This window comes from Rhodothermaceae bacterium, assembly GCA_009838195.1.
Classification (GTDB): Bacteria; Bacteroidota; Rhodothermia; order Rhodothermales; family Bin80; genus Bin80.
This window is the reverse complement of sequence record VXSC01000031.1, coordinates 18,782-31,927: the sequence shown is the minus strand read 5'-3', so window position 1 is coordinate 31,927 and position 13,146 is coordinate 18,782. Positions and strand designations below refer to the sequence as shown.

Here is a 13,146-nt window from a genome sequence, read left to right as displayed (position 1 = left end):
ATCAGGTCGCACCGAGATAGGATTGCATTTGATCCAGGCCGACATTCCCGCCACTCAGAATAACTCCCACGTTCATCCCTTCTACATCGGCTGCTTTGCTCAGTAGTGCAGCCATCCCCAAGGCCCCCGTTGGTTCAACAACGATCTTCATTCGCTCCCACAGTAGCTGCATGGCGGACAGAATTGCCGCGTCAGACACGGTTACGATATCGTGTGCGAGGTTACGTATGATTTCAAATGTCAGGACCCCAAGTGATGGTGTGCGAGCACCATCTGCGATGGTTTCCGGATTATGTACCGTATGCAGGACACCGCTTTTGAAGCTGAGTGCAGCATCATTTGCTGCACCGGGTTCGACTCCGACGACCTGGATCGATGAATTGATCGCTTGGGCCGCAAGTAGAGAACCAGACAGCAGCCCACCGCCGCCGCATGGGACCAGGAGTACGTCCAAGTCTGGATAGTCCTGTAGCAGTTCCAGTGCGGCAGTCCCTTGACCAGCGACAATATATGGGTGATCATACGGCGGAATAATCGGGAGTCCCTGCTCTGTAGCCAACTGCTCTGCCAATGCTTCACGGCTGATCTCATTACGATCATAGGGAATAATTTTCGCCCCGTATCCAGCGGTTGCAGCCCGTTTTACCGGAGGGGCATCGTGGGGCATGATGATCGTGGGTTGGGTATCCAGTAGCGCTCCAGCAAGCGCTACGGCCTGGGCATGGTTGCCGGAAGAAAACGTAAGAACTTTCTCGGTAGTAGCTGGAAGTTGACGTAACGTGTTATAAGCACCTCGGAATTTAAAACTTCCCGAGCGTTGAAAATTTTCACACTTGAAATACACGCGTGCTCCTATGCGTGCATCTACAGTCCTGGAGGTGAGAACGGGAGTCTTATGGACGATGTCCTGAAGTTGTTCGGCGGCCAAACAGACATCGTCACTCCCTACACTACAGGGTACAGTCACGGCAGGTCATCCAAATCTTGTGAAGAACTCCGTTCAATGCCTTCAGAAGGCTCACGTTCGATGCGTACTGTGACTTCTGTCACCAGCGCCGCAATTGCAGCAATCGCGGCGAGCGGTGCAGCAAAGAAAACTGCTGCACCAGAACCCACGAGGCCCACGTACATTGGGAATTCGGCAAGGGTTCGGCCATCTTTGATAATGGATATTTTGCGAGCGTTTCCTTCTCGCACAAGTTCTTTCACTTTGTTGACTAGTTGGGAGCCTTCTACTTTGATTTCTTCAAAGCGCTCTCCGAGCCGCTCTTTTATATTGTTGTTTTGTGAAGTCATAATGGGGTTAGAATGTTACTGTTATTAGGTACGCAATTCGCCGTTCGTAGTTGCACATGTGTAATTTGGAACGGCTCAGATTACTCGGATTGTGTGATTCACGATAGACAACTCAGATCCGGGAACGAAACTTCCCAGTTAAGTGAGTATTTTCGGTGCAGCTAAACTTACTTTCTTGAACACAGGTAAATGGGTGAGGGACGAAGGATCGTACTTGTCAGCCCTATGTATCCCTACCGGGGAGGCATTGCTCATCTGTCCGAAACACTAGCGGCAGGCCTGATCGCTCGTGGGCATCGAGTTCATGCTATCACGTTCACGCGTCAATATCCAGAGTTTCTTTTCCCAGGTCGGACTCAATATGAAACTGAAACGGACATCGAAAGGGCTGTGGAGGCTGAGCGAGTGATCGATTCGATAAACCCTCTGTCATGGTGGAAGACTGTTAAACGTATCCGGGAACTGGGGGCAGAGGTGGTGATTTTTCGCTACTGGATGCCATTTTTTGCTCCGGTTTTTGGTACAATGGCACGCAAGCTTGCTCGTAGCAATATCACATCTTTGGTTGTGGTTGATAATGCGTTACCGCATGAGCGCCGGCTGGGCGATATCGCTTTAGGACGCTACTTCTTCAAGGCAGTACAAGGGTGTGTGGTAATGTCCTCATCGGTGGATAAGGACTTGGACCAACTTGGAGTCTCTTGCCCGCGCGCTTTCGCACCGCATCCGGTCTATGATATCTTCGGTAAGGCGGCCAGTCAAACTCATGCGCGTTCAAAATTACAGCTGGATCAGAATTTGCCAGTGATTCTATTTTTTGGGTTTGTGCGACGATACAAAGGGCTTCATATTCTTTTAGACAGCATGCAGCAGGTTCGGGCTGCACTCCCTGACATCCGCTTAATCGTAGCTGGAGAGTTTTATGAGGACGAGGCATCCTACAGGGATAAGGTTGAGTCATTAGGACTATCCGGGCAAGTGAGATTTGTCAACGAATACATTCCCAAAGACAAAGTGGCTGACTACTTTGCTGCAGCCAATGTGGTTGTACAGCCGTACTTATCTGCAACCCAGAGTGGGGTTGCACAGGTTGCCTACCAGTTTGACGTTCCTGTGATTACTACGGATGTAGGTGGGCTTGCCGAGGTTGTACCTCATGAAGAATCGGGGCTTATTGTTCCCCCGAATGATCCATCTGCATTGGCCAAAGCTATCGTACGATATTTTGTAGAGGGGATGCAAGACGATCTTGTAGAGGGGGTACGACGCCATAAACAATCTCTGGGATGGGACAGGCTGCTCGATGCGGTTGAATCAATCATGTAAGCAGTGTGCATTCAATGAATGACCGATCCTACCGTGTGTCCTATTGGGGTTATTTCTCCCTGGCATTATTCATTGCAGGTTGTGCTACACTGGATCAAGCCGGCTCAGAAGATTTTTTAAATCCATCTTTATGGCAGCCTATCGATGTAATTCAGGATACTCGACAATTGGTGTTGCAGCAAGAGTCTGGACAACCTCGGGATATCACAACATATATGGCTGCTCGGATGGTCGGAGTGCAGCCCATATTCGGTGACTCGTTAATCTTCCCGCTACAGGGATCCAGACGCGTCATCAAGGGAGGAAGGCTTGGCAATGCAACCGGGCTTGGGGAGTCGTTTTGGCCTGATCCTCGATCAGGCTCAGGTGCACACACCATAACTGAATTTATATCTCCCGAGGATCCTACGGTGAATGAAGGGTTGGCTGTAGTGCTCCCCAAGCAGTTGCTTACGTCTGACCGTATTCATCAGCTTGTTCAGCGTGGCACAGAGGTGATTCTGGGCATAGGGGATGTAGCCCCGCGCTTAGCATCTAATGCAGGGACGAATGCCATGGTACTCGAAGTCACACGATCTGCTTTGGCGAGCATATCAGGGTTGTCTGCAGACAGCGTTGCCTTGGGAGAGCTTCCGAAGATTAGATATGTTCTTCCCGAACCGGTATCCGTAGAGGCTCGGATAGATACCTATGAATCCCCTCTGAATGTGATGGGATTTATCGCTGGTCAGGATCCGCAGTATGCATCACAGCTCATCATTGTTATCGCGGATCCGTCATGGATCTCTGTGGAGTCAGATTCTTCTCGATGGATGCCTTCGGCTATATTGATGGAACTCGCACGCCAATATGCAGCGGGGTGGGTGGATCGGGTATTTCCGAGACGGTCTCTGTTAGTCGCTACGGGCACCGGTGCCGCACTACATGCCGTATTTGAATACCCTGTTTGGGCGCGACAAAATATTCATGCTGTGATCGCATTGGGACGCTCTAGCAGCAGTCGTGTGCAGGTAGGCAGGGATACGATTCCCGTGTTCGGGTACGATTTCCCCGAGGTCCAGAATCCCGAGAACCTGGAAGCCTGGATTACGATGGTATTAGAACAGATCCACGATATCGTACAGCAACTAGATAGCTAAGTGCCTAACAGGGATTTATGATCAGATGAATCCCCTTTATCCCCCTAACACAACACTGGCGGAACGGGGCTAGTTGCCCATCCTTTAGTTAACTCAGGATATACTACCTATTCTTTGATCCTTATTACCGTGATATAGATATTTTTGACCGACTCATAAAACATGAACATATGGAATTTTGAATCAGATGCTGAATAGATTCCAAAATTCCATGAATTATACCGTACCAATGAGCGAGTCTTTCGATGATACTTAGAGCAGTTTTACCTTTCTGGATTACGTCTCTGAGCCCAATTTTAAAACCAATGCTAGAGCGCTGTCTGCCAAGTCTCTGCACATGATGTTCAAATACAGCCCCGTCCTCACCAATAATTTTGTAGTATGGTGTGCTGACACTGAGCGGGTCATTAATCATTTCGATTTCCCAATTGGCACGATGCTGGCTCCTTTTGTAAGATAAAATCGCATGCATAAAATTATCTCCCATCCACCATCCTCGATCTTCCAAGCTACCGCTTTCATCTTTGGCTACCAAGATATTCCACTTCTTTGCTGAATTTGATGACATGTCAGTGAACCTCGTTTCTTCTACTAAGAATTTCGGATGATCTTTGTTCCATGACTGTCGCAATTACAACACCGGAACTTGTGCTGCCACATAGCATCTGCGAGTTTTTTGGCCACACTGCAAGTGTATAAAATCTGACACTATGTACATCATCTATTCTCTAATTTCTGATACCGGTGTATGGTATAGTGGATATGGCCGGAAAAATGGCTTGTCCAATGATCATACGCATCATTACCGTCTAACCACTTCCTTTACGTCCACCTGCTTGTCGTAAATGATCGGGTCTGCAAAGAGAATAGAGAATCTGTGAAAGTCCCGCAGCAAATCGTTTGGCTGGTAGATTTCCGTTATGTCTACCTTGCAGATGCGAATAGAACTGTGTTCGTCAATTGCTTTAAAATAATCTTTTCCACTCGAACCCTGGTAGATGCATATATAAACGCGGAAGGGGCCATCTGTTACGGGTTCTCGGATCTCAATTCCACATACCCGGTCATTTTCCTCGATTATCCCCTTGTCAAACAATCTCTTGTGTACAAGGTGCATATGAGGGTGTCCATAATCTACATTTTCTATTCGTGCATCTACGATCCACTCCTTAGTGTCGTAGGGGATGGAAGCTCTAAGTTTTTTTGAATTGGGCATTGAATTAATTATAATGATTCACGCCGGGTTCATACGACACATATTTGATTATGTTTCACTTACGAATATCAGTAAAATATTATATATGAAATAATGCTCGTTTTCTCACAAAAACCTACAATAAAAGTAGCCTAGCAGGCAAAATTATCATTCATAAGTAATGATTAATCATATATAACATAATTCTCTCCCGAGTAGCAGAGATCGACTGCAAACTTAGAGCCTCTTTCTCTCTGTAGCTGAATAGTCAACCATGCCCAATAACCAACTAAAAAAGCACTCCAGCCATAATCATCCAACCCTCGTTATTCAGGACAGTTAATTCGCCCGTTTCGGAATCAGGCTTGGTGACATCACGTTGGCCTTGATAATATCTCAACTCCAATGATAGGTGTTGAGCCGCCACATCGAAATCAATGCCGGCTCCGACCATCAACCCATAATCAAGGGTTTCAATGGATTCGTTTTCCTCAATAAAGATCTGTCCAGTATCAGTGGCCTCCACAAGAATCGCAGAGTCTATCACAAATAAAGCGGCGCCTCCAAGGAAAATACGAGGCCGAACAAGCCCCGAGGGATCAAAACGGAATTGAAGCAGAACAGGTGCCGATAAATACGATGCCCTACTGGTTAGCAGGCCAGGAAAATCATTGTATTGTACCCGGGTCTTGGCACCCATACGAAGGTAGAGTAATTCACCAACTACACTAAGGCCGCCGACAATGCGCAGTTCAGCTGTTCCTCCTCCGGCAACGCCTGTAATGCTTTCCCATGTAGTTTCACCCGCGGCAAGGTTGCCAATAAAAGTTGTGTTCGTGATGCCGAATTTCAGTCCCCCGGTTACACGTTGTGCATTGACGGACACTGGTACCGTCAGAAAAAGTCCAGACAATATCAGCAGCTTAAGGCTTCGCATATATCGGCAGGTTGATCGGATTCAAGAGAAAACGTAAAGATAAGATAGGAGGTGTTGTAGAAAGTCGGACAGCAATATACTTCCAATCCCAAGATGCCTTGCACTCGGGGATGCAGAGTCGGAATTCTGAGATCTGGATCACCGCACGGAACACGTAGAACAGCAACCTGAATAGGACTAAACCGTTTTCATGCTTCCAAATCTCCGTATATTTGTGCAAATGTGCTTGTCGAGACATGGAACAGCAATCATAGGCTACCGTAAGCGAACCGTTGCCCTCTCCGATGCCTATTTCAAGAAAAGAAGTTCGTCACATTGCAAAGTTGGCCAAACTGCGATTTACAGAGGCCGAGGAGGAAGTCCTGGCTCATGACATGAGTCGAATTCTTGATTATATGGGGACGTTGAACCAGCTGGACACCTCAGATATAGAGCCGGTTACGCACGTACACGATCTTACACATGCCGTACGCGCAGATTCAGTTCAGGAGCGTATAAAGCATGAAGAAGCACTTAGCAATGCACCGGATACCGATGGGGATTACTTCCGGGTTCCGAAAGTCATTGGGCAGTAATCGGCTCTATGGGCAGATCTAAAGCGGCGCAATCCCCCCAATTGCAGAAGTCATGGTGGGCAGCTCAATCTCCTGTTGTACAGCATGTAGTCTGTGTTCTTGGGCTCATCGTTGTTGCCGTCTATTTTTCCTGGGCAACCCTTTTCAGTGGAAGAAGTCTCGTTGGTGGTGATACCGTAGAGTGGAAGGCAGCGGCTCAGAGCATGCTGGAATACCGCGAAGAGACCGGTGAAGAGCCACTTTGGGCAACGAATGTGTTCGCAGGTATGCCGGGGTATATTATCTCCAATCCTGCCTTGGTACCTCAAATTGATGAATTACCCCGCGCCTTACGTAGGATTTCCTGGCCCTTCTCGCATGTAATTTTTATGCTTCTCGGGGGGTACTGGCTAATCTGGTACCTAACACGCGATACCCTGAATTCGCTGTTAGCCGCATGTGCGTACGCCATGACCACCTACTTGCCAGTCATACTGCTCGCAGGTCATAACACTAAGTTCGTCGCGTTGGCCTTTGCTCCCTGGCTATTGTTGACCTTCGTGTATGGGATGCGCAATCCAAGCATTGTCGCAAGTCTCCTTTTCACGATTGCTTTGGCGGTGAACCTTCGGGCAGGACATGTGCAGATTACCTATTACGTGACATTTCTGGCACTTGTATGGTGGATAGTATTGTTTTTTGAGGCGCGGCGACATAAGAAACTACCCCAGTTCTTTAAAGCAACGGGGCTCCTCGCCGTGGGCTGTATACTGGCACTACTCATGGTGGCTGAGTATTATTGGCCTACGCTTGAATACAAGGAATACAGTATCCGGGGGGCATCAACTGGTGGTGGTGATGGAGGGCTGAGTTGGGAGTATGCGATGCGTTGGAGTCAAAGCCCTGGGGAACTGTTGACCCTGCTCATCGCAGATGCCTATGGTGGATCCACATATTATTGGGGGCCCAAGCCGTTCACCGGTGGGCCCCATTACACAGGGGGTATCGTGCTCGCGCTCGCAGTCATTGCATTATGGCGAATTCGATCTCGACTCGTAGCAGTACTGGGGATCGCTGGAGGTCTGATGGTACTGTTTTCTTTCGGGCGGCATTTCGGAGTGTTGAACCGCGCTATGTTCGACTACTTCCCGCTATTTGATGCCTTTAGAGCTCCAGAAACCTGGCTGATCGCAGTCGCCCTCATTCTGGCGATTCTTGCAGCACTGGGACTCGCCTACATTGTGCGTTTGGAACCCTCTGCCGCGGCACAACACACAAAATGGCGCTCTGTGTTCATTGTCTTTGGGGCAACCGGCGGTTTGCTGTTACTCTTGATGACAGCTGGGAGCTCCTTGCTTGACTTTCAGCGGGAGGGAGAGCTTCAGCAGGTCATTGCTTACGTAGCCCAATCCGCAGATCGAAATCCATCTGATCCTCAAGTCATTGCTGCTGCCGAACGGCTTCTTTCCGAACAAGTGGTCCCCCCACGCAAAGATGCTTTTTCAGGGGATGCGAGGCGTTCTTTTCTCTTTATACTATTGGCATCCCTCACATTGATTGCGTTTCAACGCAGAATATTACCGGCCTGGATCTTGCAAATATTTCTTGCGCTTCTGGTTGTTTTAGACTTGGGAGGTGTAGCACAGAGATACTTGAATACCGATAACCTCAGTATTTCGCAGGATCCCTCACGGCGTATCGAAACTTTGGATGTTGATGAGTATGTGCTTGAGCAGGAGGGACAGTTCCGTATTCTCTCACTCGAACGTATAGATCAGACAGGACTTGCCCGTCCATCATTCCACCATGAGTCATTAGGCGGCTATAGTGGTGCAAAATTGCGCCTGTATCAAGATTTCCTGGATAATCTTCTCTTTGATCCGAATACCGGAATGCCAAACGAGAATGTACTTGATATGATGAATGTTCGGTACATATTCTCTCCGGCTCCCATTACGGGTGCACTCAATGTAGAATATGGTGCAGAATCCGGTTTAAGTGTCTACGAAAATCTTGATGTCCTTCCACGGGCATACTTCGTAGGAGAGACCGAAGTGATTGAAGACCCGGATGAAGCGATGCGCCGTCTTCTGGAACCCGACTTTGATCCTTCTACCCAGGCTTTACTCTCGGCACTCATTGAAGCAGAGGTGACCCCGATTGACTCATCCAGTATTGTCGTGGTAGATCCAACTGAGTATGGGCCGAGGCAGATTACTTTCGAAGTGGAAACAGATGCACCACGGCTTCTGGTAATCAGTGAGCTGTATTATCCCGCTGGCTGGACGGCTACCCTCAATGGGAATCATGTACCGATTCATCAAGCGAATTATTTGCTACGCGCCGTCGCCGTACCGGCTGGCAAACATACACTTCAGATGGCCTTCAACCCTGCCAGTTACGTTTGGGGTAAGGGAATCAGTCTGATCTCTACGGTAGTCATATATGGCCTCACACTCATCCTTTTCGGCTTGAGTGTTTTCAGCTACTTTAGACGGACTCGGGGGTAGGCCAGTCGTGATCAATTTTGTCGCTGTTACTTCGAACAAACAGTGAAACGGATTCTTTTGATTAGCTACTATTTTCCTCCATCTGGAGGATCAGGCGTACAACGAATGCTCAAGTTCGCACGCTATCTCCCGAATTACGGGTGGTTGCCCACCGTATTGACGGTTGATCCGGAGTATGCAGCCTTCCCGTCAACGGATGAATCTCTTCTCCAGGAGATTCCCTCCGAAGTCAAAGTAATTCGTACACGGGCTTGGGATCCATTTAGCCTTTATGCCCGCTTTCAAGGCAAAAAGAAAGCGGATGTAGTTGTGGTTGGCCATGTTGGCGGTGAATCGAGATTCAAACGGGTTGCCCGCTGGCTCAGAGGAAATATTTTTCTACCGGATGCCAGAATCGGATGGATTCCTTTTGCATCTCGGGTTGTTCGGAAGCTGGTACAGGAACAGAAATTCGATGCAATCATGAGTACGGGTCCACCGCACTCAAGCCACTTCATTGGTATGGCTGCACATAAAGCTTCAAAGCTTCCCTGGGTGGTGGACATACGGGATCCCTGGGCCGAGATTTACTATAGTGATCAAATGTATGAGGGAAGGATCGCAAGAAAAATCCAGTCCGCACTGGAACGCAAGGTTCTGAGTACGGCCAGTGCGGTGGTTTCAGTAAGTGGGAATTGGGGAACGGGACTTAAACGTCGGGTCAATATGCATTGCTACGAGACGATCCCCAATGGATTCGATCCTGCTGACATTTCGCGGAATCAGACGACGCGAACTAGGGAAGAGAATGCATTCACACTTGCATACATTGGAACGTACAACCTGCGCATACACTCAAATGCACTGGTCGGTGCGCTACAACAATTACAGACTATCATGCCAGTTGAAGTTCACATTGTGGGTAAGGTAGTGAATCCAGAAGCACTAGAGGCATACCGTATCGGTGGGATTCCGGTGAAAGGGCTCGGTTACCTTCCTCATGATGAAGCAGTAGCTTACATGCATAGCGTTGATGTCCTTTTACTTGCATTGCCTCGTATCCAAGACCATAGCAGCTTGGGACTTGTTCCTGGGAAGGTTTTTGAATATATGTCGGCTCGTAGGCCAATCCTGGCTTTAGGGCCCACAGAAGGAGATCTGGCTGATATCTTGAATCAGGTTCACGCCGGAAACATCTTTGACTATGAAGACCAAGAAGGTATGTTTGGCTTTTTGAAGAATTGCCTGGAATCTCGGGAGGATGCCTGGCCAATCAACGATGAAGTTTTGGCTGAATATGAACGTCCTCGCCTGACTGGCCGGCTTGCTCATTTGCTTGACCAACTCTCTAAATCAGATTCATGAAATAGGCAGATGCATGTATGTACACTGGTCGGAGCCCGGCCGCAATTTGTGAAGGCGGCAGCCGTAAGTCCGGCGCTCAAGGAGGTCGGAATCAGAGAAACTCTGATTCATTCCGGGCAGCATTATGATGAACTGCTAAGTCAAATCTTTTTTGATGAACTTGGGGTTCCTCCACCGGTCTCAAACCTTGAGGCTGGATCTGGTTCTCATGCAGCGCAGACCGGGGAGATCATGGTGCGGCTGGAGAAGTTTATCAAAGAAAGGGGGCCGTATGATGCCGTCATTGTTTATGGGGACACAAATACAACCCTTGCCGGAGCTCTTGTTGCAGCGAAAGGGAATATCCCCATTGCACATGTCGAAGCAGGGATACGGAGTTTCAATTGGTTGATGCCGGAAGAGATCAATCGGATTCTCACGGACCGTGTATCAAAGTGGCTGCTTGCACCAACTGAAACTGCAGCAGAGAACTTAGAACGGGAAGGGCTAAAAGAGAATACCATACTCGTCGGCGATGTTATGCTGGATGCTACGCACATGTTTGCCGAACGTGCGAAGAAACTGTTTCCCCTCAAATCAATCACCCACCATAACGCTGGAGATTATTGTCTGGCAACCGTGCATCGCCCATCCAATACAGATATTAAAGAAAATCTTCAAAGCATCTTTTCAGCTTTCGGGCAATTACCATTACCGGTTATTTTGCCACTTCATCCCCGAACAAAAGCTGTACTAGGTCACATTACCGTTCCAGACAACGTAGAAATCACTCCGCCGGTCAGCTACCTAACAATGCTGACCCTCACATCCAATGCCCATCGCGTACTGACCGATAGTGGTGGACTCCAGAAAGAAGCCTACTGGTTTGGGGTACCCTGTATTATCCTGCGTGAGGAGACCGAGTACCCCGAAACCTTCGAAAATAACTGGAGTGTGTGTACCGGGGCAAACCAAGAGTCTATCATCAATGCTGCAATGGGAAGACCAACTGGCCCTCAATGTCGTCTGGGTGAGGGTCCTGAGGGAAGAGCAGCTGCAATGATTGCCCGTTCTCTTCTGAAATAAGCTGTCGGAAGATGTCGCATGCCAATGTTGGCGAGATTATTGTGAGGTCACCATAATCTATCGGTAAACTCTCTTGAACTAAGGAGTGCTAAATCGGTACACCCTCTGGGTCTGGAGTTGTAAAGGGCTTACTTAATTGTAGGGGGCTTTTTTCTGCGTTGAGTTGCCAGAAAACCGTGTTTGACTAGTGATTTTTCCTGGATAGTACGAAGATAGTATTAGAGTGGTCGAAGTGAGATCTCTACCATAATATTGACTGGTCAATTCAGTTAAGTTTGCAGACAAACTTTACAAAACCAAACTGCAAGTAGTCTTATTAAATATCTACTCACCCGTGACAAGCGGTAATAAAGATGGGGTTGATAGACTCAGATAGCATTTCCACAATCGAAGATGAGGTGCTTGATGTGCGTCCATGGATTAGTGAATATTCAGGCCCCAAGGTGAAATTTCATGTCACTGAACTGAGTTCCAGAGAGGTTTTTCATAGTATCGGGGAAAATGATGACAGAGGGTTCACTCCTATCACTCGAAGGATTCAAGTAATTCGTCCCAGACCGACGCCTAAGGATACCGTTGCTTCAAGAGATGAATCGATTAGGTGTTCACCTTCATCGTTTTCTAGAGAAGTCTTTTCGAGAGTCATTAGAAATAGGGATAGAAATTCAGATCCTATTAATCTGCTTTGGAATAGTTTATCGACAAATATCTCTGTGCGATTCCAGGGGAATCCAAGTGATATTATCACTGGGAAAACCGATCCAGCAGCCCAAGTTAATAATGCGACTCAAAGTCAGGAGATATTTGATATTCTAGACCATTTGGGGCGTCGGAAAATTGCAGAACGCCTTAAATATCTGCACGAAATCACCCAGGATGATGATCCAGAAGATCCTGCCATGAATTTTATGTCGCTAAGAGAATTGGCCCAGTTTTTTATCGGTGATGGTAAGTCGTTACCCTACCCTCAGATTGGCATAAGCCCCAACGGATTATTACAGGCTGAATGGCGCTCAAAAAAGACGTCTGCGGTAATGAAATTCTTAGCTGATGGGAATACCCGTTTTGCGGGAACGACGAGCGACAAAGGTGGCAGACAGACCATTCAGGGTTCAGGTACAAAAATGCACGCTCTGAAATCTATTCTGCCTTTCATCAATTATTCCTATAGCTAGGAATGTCCAGTTTAGAGATAGGCGAAGATCACCACGTTGCTAGATATTGCAAGCCTTCAGCCATTGGCGATGACGGTCTGCCGCTTGCAACTGCATTTGAACTCAGGGACAGGGACGATCATTTGTCAGTGAACTGGCTTGAGTTTTTCGAGACCACCGACTTGCCCCAAGCTATAGACTATGTTCGTCAAGCTTTTCGGGAAAAGAAGTTCGGAGTTAGGCGTAACGGCAAGTTTGTTTCGTTACAGGTCGGTATGGTTAAGGAAGTGATTCTCCGTAACAGTGACCTCCCCGCAAAAATCATTCACTTACCCGAACAAAATGACCCATCTCACAGTGGTGTCTTCGGGTATACCGCTTCTGATGAATTAATATCCACTGAGATTTCTGAACTGGTTCATGCCGAAGATATCCATCCAGGTAAATCACCTTAGAAATACTGTATTTGGGCTAAAGCGATGCTATTGACCTTACTACGAGTCATCCGGCTCCAAACTCCAGATACGATACAGAACACCGATTGGGCTGGTGAGTATGTCCCGTAGACGCGGGGGGGGGGCACGGAAATACAAATACGGTAATGATGCCCTACATTTGCTACCTGA

The 13,146-nt window shown here is 47.9% G+C and carries 13 protein-coding genes; 8 read left to right on the top strand and 5 right to left on the bottom strand.

Annotated elements, in window-relative coordinates; all coding sequences use genetic code 11:
- Position 1 precedes the first annotated feature (1 nt).
- The gene (locus tag F4Y64_06860) at positions 2–967 is read right to left on the bottom strand and encodes a threo-3-hydroxy-L-aspartate ammonia-lyase (protein MXX97319.1); all 966 of its coding nucleotides are present in this window, start codon (positions 965–967) and stop codon (positions 2–4) included.
- Entirely contained in the window at positions 964–1,296 is a 333-nt protein-coding gene (locus F4Y64_06855; protein MXX97318.1) for a DUF4342 domain-containing protein, read from the bottom strand. The genes F4Y64_06860 and F4Y64_06855 overlap by 4 nt, the downstream gene beginning before the upstream one ends.
- A 189-nt stretch (positions 1,297–1,485) precedes the next feature.
- Here F4Y64_06855 and F4Y64_06850 point away from each other — a divergent pair, with 189 nt between their 5' ends.
- Positions 1,486–2,622: a glycosyltransferase gene (locus tag F4Y64_06850; protein ID MXX97317.1), complete on the top strand. Its 1,137-nt coding sequence runs from the start codon at positions 1,486–1,488 to the stop codon at positions 2,620–2,622.
- Between the two features lie 14 nt (positions 2,623–2,636).
- A complete protein-coding gene (locus F4Y64_06845; GenBank protein ID MXX97316.1) occupies positions 2,637–3,761 on the top strand; it encodes a hypothetical protein in 1,125 nt (374 codons plus the stop codon).
- Positions 3,762–3,885: 124 nt separating this feature from the next.
- Here the strand turns inward: F4Y64_06845 and F4Y64_06840 are convergent, their stop codons facing one another.
- From F4Y64_06840 to F4Y64_06830, 3 genes are all read right to left on the bottom strand, one after another.
- Positions 3,886–4,329 (bottom strand): hypothetical protein, encoded by a 444-nt coding sequence (locus F4Y64_06840; protein MXX97315.1) that lies wholly within the window; start codon positions 4,327–4,329, stop codon positions 3,886–3,888.
- Between the two features lie 234 nt (positions 4,330–4,563).
- Positions 4,564–4,977 carry a hypothetical protein gene (locus F4Y64_06835; protein MXX97314.1) on the bottom strand — a complete coding sequence of 138 codons (414 nt, stop codon included), beginning with the start codon at positions 4,975–4,977 and terminating at the stop codon, positions 4,564–4,566.
- A 268-nt stretch (positions 4,978–5,245) separates the two neighbouring features.
- Positions 5,246–5,893, bottom strand: a complete 648-nt coding sequence (locus tag F4Y64_06830; GenBank protein ID MXX97313.1) for a PorT family protein — start codon at positions 5,891–5,893, stop codon at positions 5,246–5,248.
- Between the two features lie 284 nt (positions 5,894–6,177).
- Here F4Y64_06830 and gatC point away from each other — a divergent pair, with 284 nt between their 5' ends.
- From gatC to F4Y64_06800, 6 genes are all read left to right on the top strand, one after another.
- Positions 6,178–6,468 (top strand): Asp-tRNA(Asn)/Glu-tRNA(Gln) amidotransferase subunit GatC, encoded by a 291-nt coding sequence (gene gatC / locus F4Y64_06825; protein MXX97312.1) that lies wholly within the window; start codon positions 6,178–6,180, stop codon positions 6,466–6,468.
- Positions 6,469–6,476: 8 nt separating this feature from the next.
- On the top strand, positions 6,477–8,957 hold the full coding sequence (locus tag F4Y64_06820; GenBank protein ID MXX97311.1) for a YfhO family protein: 2,481 nt from the start codon (positions 6,477–6,479) through the stop codon (positions 8,955–8,957).
- A gap of 105 nt (positions 8,958–9,062) precedes the next feature.
- A complete protein-coding gene (locus F4Y64_06815) occupies positions 9,063–10,301 on the top strand; it encodes a glycosyltransferase family 4 protein (GenBank protein MXX97310.1) in 1,239 nt (412 codons plus the stop codon).
- A 9-nt stretch (positions 10,302–10,310) separates the two neighbouring features.
- Positions 10,311–11,366 (top strand): UDP-N-acetylglucosamine 2-epimerase (non-hydrolyzing), encoded by a 1,056-nt coding sequence (locus F4Y64_06810; protein MXX97309.1) that lies wholly within the window; start codon positions 10,311–10,313, stop codon positions 11,364–11,366.
- A 353-nt stretch (positions 11,367–11,719) separates the two neighbouring features.
- Positions 11,720–12,541: a hypothetical protein gene (locus F4Y64_06805; protein ID MXX97308.1), complete on the top strand. Its 822-nt coding sequence runs from the start codon at positions 11,720–11,722 to the stop codon at positions 12,539–12,541.
- A 2-nt stretch (positions 12,542–12,543) separates the two neighbouring features.
- Positions 12,544–12,975 carry a hypothetical protein gene (locus F4Y64_06800; protein MXX97307.1) on the top strand — a complete coding sequence of 144 codons (432 nt, stop codon included), beginning with the start codon at positions 12,544–12,546 and terminating at the stop codon, positions 12,973–12,975.
- Positions 12,976–13,146: the final 171 nt, after the last annotated feature.